We start from the raw sequence: 15,495 nt of genomic DNA on the forward strand, positions 1-15,495 counted from the left end.
ATCACCCCTTGTGTTGAGCGCGATATGGTGTGGTATAACGGCAACACAAGGGGCTATTAAATCAGGGTTTCGGCGCCTTTGGAGCGTTGGGCGCGAAGCGGTCGCCGAAGAAGTTGTCCTTGTACCAGAGCGGCGCCTGGGGGCTGTCGGCAAGCTCACGAGCGATCACGTAATTCACCCGAGCGAACTTGGCGCCGACATCCCAGCGGACGGGCAGCTTCATGTCGTCACTGACCTTGTGATAGTGGAGCTTCTGGAACTCTTCGACCTTAGCCTTACCCTCGCCGCCATAGCCGGTCACCAGGAACACGGCGGGGATGCCCTTCTTGACGAAGCTGTAATGGTCGGAGCGGGTGAAAAGGCCCTCTTCCGGTACCGGGTCGGGCGACAACTTAACGCCTATCGATTCGACGGCCCGTTTCACGATCGGGCCCATGGTCGAATGTTCGGCGCCGAACGCGACGACGTCGACGAAGTCGTAGGTGAGTACCGGCATGTCGAGATTGACGTTCGCAACCACCTTCTTGCCGCTCATCGCCGGATGGTGGGCGAGGTAGTCGGAGCCGAGCAGCCCGTCTTCCTCCGCGGTCAACCCCACGAACATGATTGACCGTTTCGGCGCCTGGCCGCTGGCCTGGAAAGCACGGGCCGCCTCCAGCATAGTTCCGACGCCGGCGGCATTGTCCATCAGGCCGTTCTTGATGTTGTCGCCATTCACCGGTGGGACGATCCCATCGTGGTCGAGGTGAGCGCTCAGCATAACCACTTCATTCGCGAGCGCGGGATCGTTGCCGGGGATCATGCCGACGACGTTGGCGCTGTTGATCTTCTTGATGGTCGACTTGCGCTGAATTCGGAGCTTCTTGCCGACCGCAAAGCCCTTCGGCTTGGCGGTCTTGTTTTCAATCGTCTTCAACAAGGTGGGCCAATCCATCGGCGATCCGGCTAGCAACGCAGTCGCGGCCTTGGGGCCGAGCACGCCGCCGACGCGCAGCGTCGGATTTTCGATGTGGGGCGTTCCATTGGGCTCGACCCAGCGCAGGGACCCCTCCGCGGTGCTGGCGCCAAGGTCCTTCCAACTGATCAGTTTTTCGACCGAAGGGGTGAACAGCAACACTGTCCCGATGGCGCCCTTGCTCGCCGCGAGCTTCGAGCGGTTGGCGTTCAGGGTCGCGCCTTCTTCGCTCGGAACGCCTGCCGGCGTGCCGTACAGATAGGCGACCACCTTGCCGCGGACGTCGAGCCCCTCATAATCGTTCAAGCCGAACTGCGGGGCTTCCAACCCGTAGCCGACGAATACGACCTCCACTTCCTCATTCTGGTTGGCAACCAGCGGGGTCGGACCGACGATGCTGTCGACACCGTTGGCAAAGGTCTGGCCGCCAATCGCCAATCTCGGGGGTGCTGCCTTGTCGAGGTCGACGCGAACGAATGGAACGGTCTGGAAGTAGCTTGATCCGGCGCCGGGCTTCAGTCCCATCTTCTGATATTCGGCGGCGACATAATGCGCGGCGATGTCATAGCCGCGCTCGCCGGCATTGCGGCCTTCAAGCAGATCGTCGGCCAAAAAGGCAACGTCCGCCTTGATGCGTTCAGGTGAGAAGGTCTGTGCCGATGCTGCGCCCGGCACGGCGCAGACGCCCAGCAGGAGCAGGTGAAGTTTACGCATATTGGGTCCCCCGAAGTGATGCCCACTTCATGCCAGACGACCTGCAATCCGCAAAAACTTATCGAGAGTCGGTCGCTTGCGGCTGACCAACGGCGGGAGGAACTGAATTCGGAGCGGCAGGAGGCACGGTTGCTGCCGGCGTCGAGGTCGCAGGAGCCGGCACCGCAGCAGGAGGGTTCATTTCTTCCGGGGCATGTCGATGCCCTTTGGCGGCGGGCTTGCGACCGGGACTCGGCAGGGCGATCCGTCGGGCGCCTCGCTCATCCCCCATTTGCGATAGCGCATCGAATCGACGTGGAAGCGCAGGAATGCGTAGAAGCCAAGCCCCACTTGGTAGGGATTGCCGCTTCGCAGGTGAACCGCGCACAGGGTGGCCATCAATTGCTCACGGGTGGTCGGCCGAAGCGGGACCAGGTCGACCGCATAATATTGCTGGTGCGCGCTTCCCGGAACGCCGCCGGCGCAGGTGTTGAGCAGGGGGTTGCGATACACCGACACGGCCTCCACCGGTCCGACGGAGGGAACCACATAATCGCGGATGTATCGGAGCGTCTGAACCATGTTCGGCCATGCGGTGGCCGGCGGAAGCTCATAGGGCTGGGCCGCGCAATTGTGCCACTGGCTGGCCGTACGGAGCAGCTGCCATGTCGGGATCACGCCGCCGACGCCGTGACTCACCAGATATTGATTGAAGCCGGTGACCTGGACTCGCCGGTCAGGAAGCGCAAGGTACCAGCTGCGGTAACCGGGCTCGTCCTGTCCTGCGGTTACATAGCTCGCGGCGGGGTTCCAGACGGTGGGAACTGGAACCGGAACGGGCGCTGGCGTCGGCGGCGATCCGCTCGTCAATTGAGCAAGCAAGGCTAGACTAGAAAGCATGGCCGCACCTTAGCGGCGCCCCGCCGCTTGAAAAGCGCCGGCGGGTGGGCCACGTCCGATCCATGAACCAGCCCATCTCGGTCGACCTGCCGCACAGCCTTGGCAAGGATGAGGCGCGCCGCCGCATCGCCAATAACATTCACAAGCTCAAGGATCACCTTCCCGGCGGTGCGAGCCATACGAACGCCACCTGGGAGGGCGACGAGATGCGCCTCAACGTCGGTGCGATGGGGCAATCGATCGATGCGCGCATCCTGGTTCAGGAGAAGGTCGTCACCTGCCGGATCGTGCTTCCGGGACTGCTTGGCATGTTCTCCGGTCCCATCGAGGCGATGCTTCGGAGCAAGGGCAGCGACGTGCTGCTCGAGGATCACAGCAAAAGCTGACGTTTCCCTTTGCTGTCCGCGCCGCTAGCATCGGCCGGGACAGGAGAGGCGCATGCGTCATTTCGCGATCGTCGGATCGGGCCCGGCCGGTTTTTATACGGCGGAGGCTCTAGCGAAGGCCTATGGTGCCGAGGCGCAGGTCGACATCATCGATCGCTACCCCGTGCCTTATGGCCTTATCAGGTTCGGCGTTGCGCCTGATCATCAATCGATCAAGGCGGTTTCCAAGCGCTACGACAAGGTGGCCGAGGCGGAGGGCTCGGCCTTCATCGGCAACGTCTCGGTTGGAGTAGACGTGTCGGTCGCTGAACTGCTCGATCATTATGACGCGATCGTCCTTGCGACGGGAGCGCCCAACGATCGGAGCCTCGGAATTTCGGGCGAGGATTTGCCGGGCGTGATCGGCTCGGCCGCCTTTGTCGGCTGGTACAACGGCCATCCCGACTTCGCCGACCTTGATCCCCCGCTGGACGGAGCGGCGGCGGCGATCATCGGCAACGGCAATGTCGCGCTCGACTGCGCTCGGATCCTTTCCAAGACTCGGCCGGAATTCGCAGGTTCGGACATCGTCGGCCATGCCTTAGAGGCTCTGGAAAGCTCGGCGATCCGGACGATCAACCTCATCGGCAGAAGAGGGCCTCACCAGATCGCCATGACGCCGAAAGAGCTTGGTGAGCTCGAACATCTGGAAGAGGCGGCGCCGGTGGTTTCCGCCGCCGACTTCCCCGATGCTGAGGCCGACCTTTCGCTTGAACCGGGTCTTCGCAAATCCGTGGCGCATTTGCGCCATTTTGCGGAACTTGCCCCCCACAAGCCGAAGCGGATCGTCTTCGACTTCTTCGCCCGGCCGGTATCGATCGAAGGCGACGGCCGCGTCGAGCGCATTCGGGTCGAGCGTACCGAACTCGCGCCCGACGGGTCCGTACGCGGCACGGGCGAGACGTACGACATCCCGGCGTCACTGGTGATCAGCTGCATCGGCTATTCGACGCCGGCGATCGAAGGTGTGCCTTACGACGATCGGGCGGGCCGCTTCCGCAACGACGGCGGGGTGATCGCCGACCGGCTTTACTGCGTCGGCTGGGCTCGGCGCGGTCCGAGCGGCACGATCGGAACCAACCGGCCGGACGGCTTTGAAGTGGCGGAAAAGATCGTTGCCGCAATGCCGGTGGGGAGCGGGGTCGGGAAGGCCGGGTCAAGCGGGTTGCACCGATTGCTCGACGAGCGGGGCGTCAAGCCGACGAACTTCGACGACTGGCGCCGGATCGAGGAAGCGGAGATCGCCGCCGCTCGGGCTGGCTCACCGCGCGAGAAGATGGTCCGAGTGAACGAATGGCTGTCGGCGCTCGGACGCTAGGCCATTGCGCTTGGCAGCCGTGGCGGTTAGGAGGCCTGCGCCCTGCACCGGACGCTCCGTAGAAAAGCGCGTCCGGGAGCCCGGTCGGGGAGTAGCTCAGCCTGGTAGAGCACTGTCTTCGGGAGGCAGGGGCCGGAGGTTCGAATCCTCTCTCCCCGACCATTCATTTCGCGAGCGCGTCTTCCAGCGCCGCGAACAAGCGCGGATAAACGCGCTTGAGCCCTGCGTCGGATAAATGGCGCGGGTCGGAGTAGAGCAAGGCGCCGGGTTCGCGGACGAGGATACGGCCGTCCGGCCGCTGGAAAATGTCGTCGATCGGAACGAAGCGCATGTTGGGTAGGTAGACCTGCTCGACCAGCCGCTGCGATCGCGCACGATAGCCATCCAGATCGGGATTTCTCGGCGCCAACTCAGATTGCCCACGAGCGATGAGTACGCGGTCGAGGCTGGCAGCGGCGGGCGCCGGAGCCTCGCCCATCAGCACAATAGCGGGTGCGTGGCCGGCGACTTCGCGCAAGGCGGCGGCAAGACCCGGGCCGCCGAGTGCATCCGCCTTGTAGGACCAAGCCTCTGCGACGAGGATGGCGTCGGGTCGCCGTCGGCCAAGGAAAGTTCGAATGGCGGGCCAATGCGTTCGCCATTCCCCGGGCAGCTGCATGACCTCGGATCGTGCCATAAAGGTGATTCGCGCATCCAGCTGGCGTGCGCGGCGACGGAGTTCAGGCTGCAGGATCAACGCGGTGCTGTCGCCGATCACCAGTAGCCAGCGCTTGCCCGACGGGTTGAACGTCAGTCCGCCCCGGGCGATTTGCCCATCGTCGGGATGCTGCAGCCTTGAGCGGAGCATCTGCGCGGCGACCAGGGTGAGCGCCAGTGCCGCGAAGAAGAGCGCGAAGGTGACTCGCCGGCGATCAGGCGCATTGAGCCAGCGACGTGCCGGACGCTCGACCAGATCATGGCTGAAGACCGTTAGCAACAGGGTGAGGCCCAGCTTCAACGAAAAGACCAACCAGGGATCGTGGTCGAACAAGGTGTAGCCGACGAGCGAAATCACTGGCCAATGCCAGAGGTACAGGAGGTAGGATCGCTTGCCGACCCACAGGAGCGGCTCGCTCGCGAGCCACCGACCAGGCCGGCCTGCTTTCGGTCCGGCACCGGCAATCACGAGCGCTGCGGCTGCGACCGGAAGCAAGGCCTGGATGCCGGGGAAGGCCGCCGGCCTGACGACCAGGATCGAAATCAGCGTCAGGACCAGGCCGGCGGCCAGGATCAGCGATTCCTGCCCTTGCACCCGGCGCGACAGTTGTGGGCCGCAGACCGCGATCAGGCCGCCGACCAGCAACTCCCAGGCGCGGGTCGGAAGGAGGTAGAAGGCGAGCGGTTGAGCGACAAAGGTCAGCGCAACGCACAGCAGGAAGCTGATAAGCGCCGCCCCGCCCAACCAAAGAGCCGGACGCCGGGCTTTCGCCGCCAGCAGCCAGAAGGCGAGGGGGTAAAGCAGATAGAATTGCTCCTCCACCGCAAGTGACCAATAATGCGCGAGGGGGCGTGCCTCGGCGGCGATGGCGAAATAACTGCCCGACCGGATGAGCAGGATGTTCACGGCCGACAAGGCAGACGCCATCCCATGAGATCCCACCCTCACCGCATCAACGGTGGAGAAGAGCAAGGCAGCGGCAGCAAGCACCGCGAGAATGACCAGAAAGGCAGAGGGTGCGATCCGTGCGATGCGCCGCTGATAGAAGGTCCAGATGGCGGTACGCCCTCCGACGCGCAGATCGGTCAGTTGGCGCGTGATCAGGAAGCCGGACAGGACGAAGAATATGTCGACCCCGACGAACCCGCCGGGCAGAAGCTTCGGAAAAAGGTGAAACAGGATCACCGCCGCGACGGCGATCGCCCGAAGTCCATCAATCTCCGGCAGATAATTGCCGCGGGCGCCTTCGCTCAGATGGGCCTCACGCGCCTTGTGACTGCCGGTCCGGGTGGGCATTGGCGAACGCCTCAATCGCGCAGGCATTGGCATCCGTTCGCACCAGCGTTGGGAAGGCGTCCAGGGGCACGTTGAAGCGCCGCGCATTGTACATCTGCGGCACAAGGATCACGTCCGCCATGCTGGGGCTGTTGTCCAACAGGAAGTCGCCCGCGCGCGGAGCCGCCAAGGCTTCCAGCGCAGCAAAGCCGTCCGTGATCCAGTGGGCGTACCACGCGTTCTTGGCCGCTTCGTCGATCCCCAGCGTGCCGGTCAAATATCGAAGCACACGAAGGTTGTTGAGCGGGTGGATGTCGCACGCAATGGCAAGTGCCATTCCGGTCACATGGGCCCGGTCGACAATGGACGTGGACAGCAGCGGCGGCATCGGAAAGCGAGAATCGAGGTAGCTGATGATGGCAAGGCTCTGGGTGAGCCGCTGGCCATCGATCTCCAATGCCGGAACCAGCCCCTGCGGATTGACGCTCCGGTAATCGTCGCCCTGCTGCTCGCCCTCGAGAAGGTTCACGAGCCGCTGCTCGTAATCCACGCCCTTGAGGTTGAGTGCGATCCGGATCCGGTAGGCCGCCGAGGACCGCGCATAATCGTAGAGGATCGGACGGGCCATCCCCTTGCCTTACGCCTGTTGGAGGAAGGGCGCTATGACTTCGGCGGGAACGCGGATCGGCCGCCCGGCAGCCTTGTCGATGATTGCCCAGTTGCTGCGGGCACGGACGCATGGCCGTCCGTCGTTGCCGAGGAATTCCATGTTGCGGACGCACTTCGCCCCTTGCGGAGGCTCGGCCCAGGTGCGGGCAGTGATGCGATCGCCCTCCACGGCGGGTCGGAAATAGTCGATCTCGTGCCGAACGATCACCCAGAAGTAATCGCGCTGGTGCTCGGCCGCCGCCACTGCTTCCCAGTGCGCCACTGCAACGGTTTCCATCCACTGCACCCAGACGGCATTGTTGACGTGACCGAGCTGATCGATGTGATCGGGCCTCGCGACCAGATCCATTTCGAAGACCGGCGCGCTCATCATTCCACCTGCGTGAGGATGAAGGCGTAGGTTTCCGCGACTTCGTGGAGGCGCTCCCAGCGGCCGGACTTACCGCCGTGGCCGGCGCCCATGTTGATCTTCAGTAGAAGCAAATTGGTGTCGGTCTTGTACTCTCGAAGCTTGGCCGCCCACTTGGCCGGCTCCCAATAGGTCACACGCGGGTCGTTGAGGCCGCCGGTGATCAGCATCGGCGGGTAAGGCTGGCGCTTCACCTGGTCGTAGGGCGAGTAGCTGCGGATATATTCGAATGCTTGCGCATCGGTGATCGGATTGCCCCATTCCGGCCACTCGCCGGGGGTGAGCGGAAGCGTGTCGTCGAGCATGGTGTTGAGCACGTCGACGAACGGCACGTCGGCGACTACGGCGCCCCACAATTCAGGATCGGAGTTGGCAACGGCCCCCATCAGCTCCCCGCCGGCCGAGCCGCCGTTGATGGCGATCCGGCCCGGCCGGGTGAACTTCTCCGCGACCATTCCTTTCGCGGCATCGACGAAGTCGTTGAACGTGTTGGTTCGCTGCTGGAGCTTGCCTTGCAGAAACCAGTCGTAGCCGAGGTCGTCGCCGCCGCGGATGTGAGCGATGGCGCAGGCCCAGCCACGGTCGAGCAGGCTTATTCGATTGCTGTTGAAGCTGGGCGGGATCGCGTGCCCGTAGGCGCCGTAGGCATAGAGGAATAGCTTGCCCTCGCCGTTCCGTTCGAAGCCCTTCTTATAGACGACCGAGACGGGCACCTGCTTGCCGTCACGGGCGGGCACCAGCAAACGGTCCGTTTCGTACTGCGAGGCGTCGTAACCGGACGGTATCTCCTGGACTTTCAGCACCTCCAGCTCGCCGGATGCCGGATCATAGTCGTAGACGGTGCCGGGCGTCACCATCGATGAGTAGCCGAGCCGGTAGGTGGCGGGAGTGAACTCAGGATTGCCGCCGAAGGCCGCGCTGTAGCTGGCTTCAGCGAAGGGGATGCGGGTTTCGTCGCCGGAGTAAGTGCGCAGGATCAGCTGGTCCAGGCCATCGATGCGCGTGGTGATGGCGAGGTGGTCACGGTAGCTGGTGGCTCCGCGGAGGTAGACGCGGTCGGAGCCGGGGATCACCTCGGTCCAGTTGCCCGGGTCGGCGGGGTCGGCCTGGGCGAGACGGAAGTTCACGTGGGTGTCGTTGGTGACGACCCAGAGTTTTCCGTGCGCGGCGTCGACGTGATATTCGCGCTTCTCCTTGCGCGCGGCGATGAGCACCAGCGGCTGCGACGGGTCGTCGGCCGAGACGAAGCGCACTTCGCTGGTCGCATTGTCGCCGGTCGCGATGAAGATCAGGCTTCTGTCCTGCGACTTGCCGACGCCGACCGAAAAGCCGAGTTCTTCCGTCTCCTCATAAAGGGTCACGTCGTCAGCCGGATCGGCCCCGAGGCGATGGTAGCGGGCGCGATAGCTGCGCCAGTTCTCATTGACCTCGGTGAAGACGACGGCCTTGCTGTCGTTGGACCACACGGGGCTGCCGATCGCGACGTCCGTGACAGTCTCTAACTCCTCTCCGGTCGCGAGGTCGCGAATGCGGAGCTTGAAACGCTCTGAGCCATTGTCGTCGACCAGGGTCGCCGCGAGCTTTCCGTCCGGGCTGACCTCCATGGCACCTAGGCGGAAATAGTCCTTGCCCTCCGCTTCCGTCGGCTCGTCGAAGATGAGCTCGTCGGGGCCGCCGGTGGCGAGCTTGCGAAACCAGCGGCGGTACTGGGCGCCCGGCTCGAACGCCCACCAGTAGAGCCAGTCGCCGTCCTTGACCGGCACCGAACTTTCGTCCTCCTTCAACCGGCCCTTCATCTCGGCGAACAGGGTGTCGAGCAGCTCCTTGTGCGGGGCCATGGCGGCGTCGAAGTAAGCGTTCTCCGCCTTGAGATAGTCCAGCACCTCCTCGTCGCCGACCTGCGGGTAATTGGCGTCGCGCAGCCACGCCCAGGGGTCGTCGATCGTGACGCCGTGGCGCTCGTAGGAATGCGGCTTCTGTGATGCTCGTGGCGGCGGCGGCAGGTCGCTGGGCTTGGTCATCCCGCTTCCTTAGCGCCCTTGATGGATGCGGGAAGGCTTAATGGTCCTTGGCGCGTCCGAACCGTTGAGCGCCGATGAACAGCAACAGCAATGCGCCGGTGGCGATCTTGGCGACCCAACTGGAAAGCGTGCCTTCCAGCGTGATGTAGAGCTGGATGACGCCGAGAATCAGCACGCCGAGCAAAGTGCCGAAGACCCCGCCATAGCCGCCGGTTAGCAGTGTTCCGCCGATGATCGTGGCGGCGATGGCGTCGAGTTCCAGCCCGATCCCGGCGAGCGGATAGGCCGAGCTGGTGTAGAGGGAATAAAGAATGCCGCCGATCGCCGCGGTGAAGCCGGAAAAGGCGTAGATGCGCACCGTGGCTCGGCCGGCGCGAACGCCCATCAACTCGGCCGCGCGGGCGTCCCCACCCAGGCCGTACACGCTTGCACCGAACTCCGTGCGGCGCAGCATCACGCCCGCCGCGACGATGATCAGCAGCATGATGCCGGCCGCGAAGCTGAGCTGCCCACCGCCGGGCAGCGGCACGCCGGCGCTGGCAAGCTGGGTGTAGAGGGGGTGATTGATGGGGATCGAATCCTCGGTCAGCAGGAAGCAGGCACCGCGCAGGAGGAACATGCCGGCGAGCGTGACAATGAAAGCGGGGGCGCCGAGTAGGTGGATGGCGGCGCCCTGGAGCGCTCCGAAGGCGGTGCCGATCACCAGCACGATCGCAAAGGCGAGCAAGGGATCGACCCCCTGCTGCGTGATCAGGACGCCGAGAAGAACCCCCACGAAGGCGAGCACCGAGCCGACGGAAAGGTCGATGCCGCCCGAGATGATCACCACCGTCATGCCGACTGCAATCACGCCCAGGAATGCATTGTCGGTCAGCAGGTTGCCGAGCACGCGGGTCGACAGGACGAACGGAAATTGCGCCGCGCAATAGCCGAGCAGCAGGAGCAGCACGGCGAGCGTGATGAAGACGGTGCGGTTGGCGGCGAAGTTCATGCCGAGGCCTTCCGCAGAGCGCGTCGCTGCAGCCATTGCTGCATCGCGGGCGCCTGCACGACGAGCAGGACCGAAATGACGATGGCCATGAGCACCAGGCTCATCTGCGGCGGAAAGCCGGCCAGCAGGATGCCGGTCTTTAGCGCCTGAAGAGTCACGGCGCCGACGAGGGTCAAGCCGTACGACAGGCGTCCGCCCAGAAGGGAAGCGCCGCCAAGGACGACCACCAGAATGGCGTCGAGCTCAAGCCACAGACCGGCGTTGTTGGCGTCGGCACCGCGAATGTCGGCGGTGGCGATGGCGCCTGCCAATGCGGCGGTCAGCCCGCTGATGACGTATACGGACAAGGTGATCGTCTTCCTGTTGATGCCGACAAGGTCGGAGGCGCGCGGGTTGATGCCGATCGCCTCGATCATCAGTCCCAGCGCGGTGCCGCGCACCAGCAAGGCGAGAAGGGCAGCAACGACCACCACGATGAGGATCGGCGCGGGAACGCCGAGCAGGGTTCCGCTGGAGAGTGCCGCAAAACCCGGTTCGTTAAAGGTGGTGATCTGCCCGCCCGTGATCAGCTGTGCGATGCCGCGGCCCGCGACCATCAGCACGAGGGTCGCGACGATCGGCTGAATGCCGAAGTAAGCCACTAGGACGCCGTTCCACAGGCCACAAGCGACGCCAGCAAGCAGAGCATAAAGGAGCGCTACCTGCCATGACGCTCCATCGACGATGGAAGTCGCGGCGACCGCGCCGGCGATGGCCATGATCGCACCGACGGAGAGATCGATACCTCGGGTTGCGATCACGCCCGCCATGCCGAGCGCGAGCAGCGCCACCGGAGTGCCGCGGATGAGAACGTCGATCAGGCTGCCCGACAGACGGCCGTCCACCATCCCGACGCTGAAGAAGGACGGGAAGATCAGCCAGTCGATCAGCAGCATCAGCACCATGGCACCGAGTTGCGGCCAAGCCCGCCGTGCGCCGCTTAGCAGGCCGTTCATGCCGCGGCCTTTTCTACCGGTGCGGCAATCGCCGCCACGATCTTGGCGACGGTCAGATCATCGCCTTCCAGGATTTGCACCTGCCGCCGATCCTGCATGACGCTGATCCGGTCGCTGTAGGTGATGAGTTCCTCCAACTCGGACGAGATGACGTAAAGCGCCATGCCGTTGTCGCGGAGATTCTCGATCATCTTCACGATCTCGGCATGGGCGCCGACGTCGATGCCGCGGGTCGGTTCGTCGAGGATGAGCACTCGGGGATTGGTCGCCAGCCAGCGGCCGAGCAGCACCTTCTGCTGATTGCCTCCCGACAACTTGCCGATCGGCTTGTCGGCGTCCGACGTGCGGATGTTCATCTGCGCGATGTAGCGGTCGGCAAGCTCCTGCTGCTCGCGCCGCGACAGCTTGCGGAGCCAGCCGCGTTTGGCCTGAAGGGCGATCACGACATTGTCGCGGATCGACAGGTCGGCAAAAATAGCGTCGGTCTTGCGGTCCTCGGGGCTGAAGGCGAGTCCGTATCGGACCGCATCGCGCGGGGAGCGGAGGCGGGCAGATTTGCCGTCGACCTCGACGCTCCCGCCCTCAGCCCGGTCGATGCCGAACATGAGGAGAGCGGTTTCGGTTCGGCCCGAACCGAGCAGGCCGGCGGCGCCAACCGCTTCGCCTTCGTGCAACGCAAGATCGAACGGTTCCACCGATCCCTTCTTCCCCGTCCCGCTGAAGCGAACCACGGCAGCGCCAGCGCGCGCCTCGCAGCGGTGTTCGCCGGCTTCGGCGTGCTGTAATTCCTTGCCGATCATCATCGAGACCAGCTTGTCGCGCGGCAGGTCGCTAGCCGCGAAGGTGCCCAGCGACTTGCCGTTGCGAAGCACGGTGATCCGGTCGCTGAGCGCGTACACCTGATCGAGGAAATGAGTGATGAAGACAATCCCGGTGCCGCGCGATGCGAGCTTGCGGACGAGATCGAACAGGCGCTCGACCTCCGGCGCATCGAGGCTTGCCGTTGGCTCGTCGAGTACCAGCACTCGCGCCTTGGCGTGGACGGCACGGGCAATGGCGACCAGCTGGCGGATGGCCACCGGGTAGGCGCCGAGCGGCCGTGCGACGTCCAGGTCGAGGCCGAGCTCGGTCAGCGTATCCTTGGCTATCCGGTTCGCGGTCTTGCGGTCGATCAGACCGAAGCGTCGCGGTTGGCTGCCGAGCAGGAGATTTTCCGCGACCGTTAAGTTGGGCAGCACCATCACTTCCTGGTGCACGGCCCAGACGCCAGACTTTTGCGCAACCGCCGAGCTGCCGAGTGCAACCTCCTGCCCGTCCAGCGCGATCGTTCCGCCGTCGCGCGACTCCGCGCCGGTCAGGATCTTGATCAGCGTGGACTTGCCCGCGCCATTCTCGCCCATCAACGCGTGCACTTCACCCGCCTGAAGGGAGAAGTGCACGTCGTCGAGAGCCGTAGTGCCCGGATAGGTCTTGGTTATGCCGTGCGCATCGAGCAGCGGCGCGGAGTCACTCACGTTGCGAACGCCTTAGTAGAGGTCCTTGCGGCGTTGATATTCCGCGGCGGCGGTGTCCGGCAGGTACAATTTGGTCGGGGTCTGGTGCCACTTCGGCGGCGCCTTTCCGTCCTTCTTGTACGCGGCCAACATGTCGAGCGCGGGCCCTGCCATGTCAGGGGTCAACTCAACCGTCGCGTTCGCCTCACCATCCTGCATTGCCTTGAAGATGTCCGGCACGCCGTCGATCGAGACGGTGAGCACGTCCTTGCCGGGCCTCAGTCCCGCTTCCTTCATCGCCTGAATGGCGCCAATCATCATGTCGTCATTGTGGGCGTAGACCGCGCAAATCTTGTTGCCGCCAACCGCCTTGATCGCGCTTTCCATGACTTCCTTGGCCTTGGAGCGGGTGAAGTCGCCCGACTGGCTGCGGACGATCTTGACGTTGGCGGTCTTGGCAAGTGCTTCGTCGAAGCCCTTCTTGCGGGCGATGGCCGGGCTGGAGCCAACCGTTCCCTGCAGCTCGATCACCGGGCAATCGCGGCTTCCGACCGTCTTGGTCAGCCACTCGCCGGCGGTGCGGCCCTCGAGCACCTGGTCCGAGGTGACCGCCGAGAGATAGAGGTTCTTGTCCGAGGTCTCGATCAGACGATCGACGAGGACGACCGGGATCTTGGCGGCCTGCGCTTCCTTCAGCACCTGATCCCATCCGGTCGCCACCACCGGAGCAAGGAGGATGCCGTCGACACCCTGCGCGATAAAGGCGCGGATCGCCTTGATCTGGTTTTCCTGACGCTGCTGCGCATCGGAAATACGAAGGTCGACACCCTTCTCCTTGGCCGAGGCCTTGGCAGCGTTGGTCTCGGCGGTGCGCCAGCCCGACTCGGAGCCGATCTGCGCAAAGCCGACGGTCATCCCGCCATTGCCGCCGCCCTGTTTTCCGCAGCCGCCCAATGCCAGCGCGGCAACCGCAACGGCCAGTCCGATCCTCTTCATGCGCCTCTCCATCATTGCACCTCGACCACTGCGACCGATTTGGCCGGCAGGTCAAATGTCAGTTGTCCGCCCGACACCCGGCCGCTGAACGGCTTGGGCGCGATGCGGTTGGGGTTATCGAAGCTGTTGTGGGTGTCGACCGCGGGACCGGTCAGCACCTGGCCAGTCGCGCGCCGGGCGCCGGGCACCGCGGCGGTGATCCGCGCCGGCTTGTTGGCGTCGACATTGGTCAGCGACAGGTAAAGCTTACCGTCGGTACCGCGCGCCGCGATTGCGTCGACGCGCGGCAAGGTGATCCCGCCGTGGGTATAGGTGCCCGCCTCGAAGCTGACCGGCACCACCTTCGCGCCCTGGAACGGCACATACATGTGATAGACGTGGTAGGTGGGCGTCAGAAGCATCTTGGGTCCATCGGTCAGGATCATGGCCTGGAGCACGTTCACCATCTGCGCGATGTTGGTGCCGCGGACCCGGTCCGCATTGCGGGCGAAGATGTTGAGGTTGAGCGCCGCGATCACCGCATCGCGAAGCGTGTTCTGCTGCTGCAGGAAGCCGGGGTTGCTGCCGGGGTTCGGGTCGACCCAGATGCCCCATTCGTCGACATAGAGGCCAAGCTTCTTCTCAGGGTCGTAGCGGTCCATGATCGCCGACTGCTTGGCGATCCATTCCTTCATCGCCAGCGTGGCCTTGATGCCCTTGGCATATTCGTCCTCGCCGAAGCCGACGCTAGGCCCCTTCTTCTCCCAATTGTTGGGGATGGTGTAGCCGTGCAGCGACACACCCTCGATGTCCCAGCTCCACACCTTTGATTTCCACGCCTTCATGACGCTTTCGGTATAATCGCTGTTGCCGCTGTCCCAACCGACCGCGACGCGCTTCATGGCGTTGGGGTGGGACTGCGCCCCGCCGACCGGCGGGACCGCATGGTTCTGGTCCGGATTGAGGTTGCGGCTATAGTGGGCGAACTGCTTCATCTCCTCGACATAATGGTCGTTGGACATGGCGCCGCCGCAGCCCCAATTCTCGTTGCCGAGGCCGAGATATTTGATCTTGTAGGGAGCCGGGTGACCGTTGGCCGCACGTTCCTTTTGCAGCGTCGTCGGCTTGTCGGTCGTCAGATATTCCATCCAGTCGGCGGCTTCCTGGACGGTGCCCGAGCCGACGTTGACGGAGAGGAAGGTCTCGGCGCCAAGCTGGTCGACGAAGTCCATGAACTCGTGGGTGCCGAAGGTGTTCGGCTCGATCACGCCGCCCCAGCTGGCGTTGACTCGCTCGACACGCTTCGGGCCGATGCCCTCACGCCAGTGGTATTCGTCGGCGAAGCAGCCGCCGGGCCAGCGGACGTTGGGCACCTTGATTGCCTTCAGCGCCTGAAGCACGTCGGTGCGAATTCCGCGAACGTTGGGAATGGGCGAGTCCTTGCCGACCCACACGCCGCCATAGATGCCAGTGCCGAGATGCTCGGCGAACTGGCCGAAGATGTCGGGTTCAATGGTGGCTCCGGTGCGGTTCGCCTGCACGTCGATGCGAACGGGTGCGGCCTGCTGCGCGGCTGCGGCGACGGGCTGCAAGATTAGCGCCATGGCGGTTGCTGCCGCCCCGATCCGACCACCCATGTTCAGCATCTTCATCCCTCCAAAATTTTCTTGTTTTCTTGT

Annotated in this window: 13 protein-coding genes and 1 tRNA gene; 3 read left to right on the plus strand and 11 right to left on the minus strand. The window is 64.2% G+C overall.

Annotated features, from left to right (window positions below):
- Window positions 1-61: 61 nt before the first annotated feature.
- Window positions 62-1,669 carry a M28 family metallopeptidase gene (locus tag G7077_RS08800; protein ID WP_166411374.1) on the minus strand — a complete coding sequence of 536 codons (1,608 nt, stop codon included), beginning with the start codon at window positions 1,667-1,669 and terminating at the stop codon, window positions 62-64.
- A 177-nt stretch (window positions 1,670-1,846) separates the two neighbouring features.
- Window positions 1,847-2,548: a hypothetical protein gene (locus G7077_RS08805; RefSeq protein ID WP_166411375.1), complete on the minus strand. Its 702-nt coding sequence runs from the start codon at window positions 2,546-2,548 to the stop codon at window positions 1,847-1,849.
- A 62-nt stretch (window positions 2,549-2,610) separates the two neighbouring features.
- On the opposite strand from G7077_RS08805, the gene G7077_RS08810 reads away from it, so the two are divergent.
- The 3 genes from G7077_RS08810 (at window position 2,611) to G7077_RS08820 (ending at window position 4,453) form a co-directional block, all read left to right on the plus strand.
- Window positions 2,611-2,934: a polyhydroxyalkanoic acid system family protein gene (locus G7077_RS08810; protein ID WP_166411376.1), complete on the plus strand. Its 324-nt coding sequence runs from the start codon at window positions 2,611-2,613 to the stop codon at window positions 2,932-2,934.
- 52 nt (window positions 2,935-2,986) lie between these two features.
- Window positions 2,987-4,291 (plus strand): FAD-dependent oxidoreductase, encoded by a 1,305-nt coding sequence (locus tag G7077_RS08815; protein WP_166411377.1) that lies wholly within the window; start codon window positions 2,987-2,989, stop codon window positions 4,289-4,291.
- A gap of 85 nt (window positions 4,292-4,376) precedes the next feature.
- Window positions 4,377-4,453: transfer RNA gene (locus tag G7077_RS08820), tRNA-Pro, on the plus strand.
- Window position 4,454: 1 nt separating this feature from the next.
- Here the strand turns inward: G7077_RS08820 and G7077_RS08825 are convergent.
- The 9 genes from G7077_RS08825 to G7077_RS08865 are packed head-to-tail and all read right to left on the minus strand — an operon-like array spanning window position 4,455 to window position 15,468.
- Window positions 4,455-6,284, minus strand: coding sequence for an acyltransferase family protein (locus tag G7077_RS08825; RefSeq protein ID WP_166411378.1), 1,830 nt, complete (start codon window positions 6,282-6,284; stop codon window positions 4,455-4,457).
- A complete protein-coding gene (gene maiA / locus G7077_RS08830) occupies window positions 6,250-6,891 on the minus strand; it encodes a maleylacetoacetate isomerase (protein ID WP_166411379.1) in 642 nt (213 codons plus the stop codon). Before maiA ends, G7077_RS08825 begins: the two co-directional genes overlap by 35 nt.
- 9 nt (window positions 6,892-6,900) lie before the next feature.
- The gene (locus tag G7077_RS08835; RefSeq protein ID WP_246167120.1) at window positions 6,901-7,305 is read right to left on the minus strand and encodes an acyl-CoA thioesterase; all 405 of its coding nucleotides are present in this window, start codon (window positions 7,303-7,305) and stop codon (window positions 6,901-6,903) included.
- Window positions 7,302-9,362, minus strand: coding sequence for a S9 family peptidase (locus G7077_RS08840; protein ID WP_166411380.1), 2,061 nt, complete (start codon window positions 9,360-9,362; stop codon window positions 7,302-7,304). Before G7077_RS08840 ends, G7077_RS08835 begins: the two co-directional genes overlap by 4 nt.
- A 37-nt stretch (window positions 9,363-9,399) precedes the next feature.
- Window positions 9,400-10,353, minus strand: a complete 954-nt coding sequence (gene yjfF / locus G7077_RS08845; RefSeq protein ID WP_166411381.1) for a galactofuranose ABC transporter, permease protein YjfF — start codon at window positions 10,351-10,353, stop codon at window positions 9,400-9,402.
- Complete coding sequence (locus G7077_RS08850) at window positions 10,350-11,348, minus strand: ABC transporter permease (RefSeq protein WP_166411382.1); 999 nt, start codon at window positions 11,346-11,348, stop codon at window positions 10,350-10,352. The genes yjfF and G7077_RS08850 overlap by 4 nt, the downstream gene beginning before the upstream one ends.
- Window positions 11,345-12,862 (minus strand): sugar ABC transporter ATP-binding protein, encoded by a 1,518-nt coding sequence (locus G7077_RS08855; RefSeq protein WP_166411383.1) that lies wholly within the window; start codon window positions 12,860-12,862, stop codon window positions 11,345-11,347. Before G7077_RS08855 ends, G7077_RS08850 begins: the two co-directional genes overlap by 4 nt.
- Before the next feature lie 12 nt (window positions 12,863-12,874).
- A complete protein-coding gene (gene ytfQ / locus G7077_RS08860) occupies window positions 12,875-13,837 on the minus strand; it encodes a galactofuranose ABC transporter, galactofuranose-binding protein YtfQ (protein WP_166411384.1) in 963 nt (320 codons plus the stop codon).
- An 11-nt stretch (window positions 13,838-13,848) separates the two neighbouring features.
- On the minus strand, window positions 13,849-15,468 hold the full coding sequence (locus G7077_RS08865; protein WP_246167121.1) for an alpha-N-arabinofuranosidase: 1,620 nt from the start codon (window positions 15,466-15,468) through the stop codon (window positions 13,849-13,851).
- Window positions 15,469-15,495: the final 27 nt, after the last annotated feature.

Origin of the sequence: Sphingomonas piscis, assembly GCF_011300455.1 — a bacterium.
Lineage (GTDB): Bacteria > Pseudomonadota > Alphaproteobacteria > Sphingomonadales > Sphingomonadaceae > Sphingomicrobium > Sphingomicrobium piscis.

Coding starts and splice junctions, on each gene's coding strand:
- G7077_RS08800 (WP_166411374.1), bottom strand. CDS start 1,669: ATGCGTAAACTTCACCTGCTCCTGCTGGGCGTCTGCGCCGTGCCGGGC.
- G7077_RS08805 (WP_166411375.1), bottom strand. CDS start 2,548: ATGCTTTCTAGTCTAGCCTTGCTTGCTCAATTGACGAGCGGATCGCCG.
- G7077_RS08810 (WP_166411376.1), top strand. CDS start 2,611: ATGAACCAGCCCATCTCGGTCGACCTGCCGCACAGCCTTGGCAAGGAT.
- G7077_RS08815 (WP_166411377.1), top strand. CDS start 2,987: ATGCGTCATTTCGCGATCGTCGGATCGGGCCCGGCCGGTTTTTATACG.
- G7077_RS08825 (WP_166411378.1), bottom strand. CDS start 6,284: ATGCCCACCCGGACCGGCAGTCACAAGGCGCGTGAGGCCCATCTGAGC.
- maiA (WP_166411379.1), bottom strand. CDS start 6,891: ATGGCCCGTCCGATCCTCTACGATTATGCGCGGTCCTCGGCGGCCTAC.
- G7077_RS08835 (WP_246167120.1), bottom strand. CDS start 7,305: ATGATGAGCGCGCCGGTCTTCGAAATGGATCTGGTCGCGAGGCCCGAT.
- G7077_RS08840 (WP_166411380.1), bottom strand. CDS start 9,362: ATGACCAAGCCCAGCGACCTGCCGCCGCCGCCACGAGCATCACAGAAG.
- yjfF (WP_166411381.1), bottom strand. CDS start 10,353: ATGAACTTCGCCGCCAACCGCACCGTCTTCATCACGCTCGCCGTGCTG.
- G7077_RS08850 (WP_166411382.1), bottom strand. CDS start 11,348: ATGAACGGCCTGCTAAGCGGCGCACGGCGGGCTTGGCCGCAACTCGGT.
- ytfQ (WP_166411384.1), bottom strand. CDS start 13,837: ATGAAGAGGATCGGACTGGCCGTTGCGGTTGCCGCGCTGGCATTGGGC.
- G7077_RS08865 (WP_246167121.1), bottom strand. CDS start 15,468: ATGAAGATGCTGAACATGGGTGGTCGGATCGGGGCGGCAGCAACCGCC.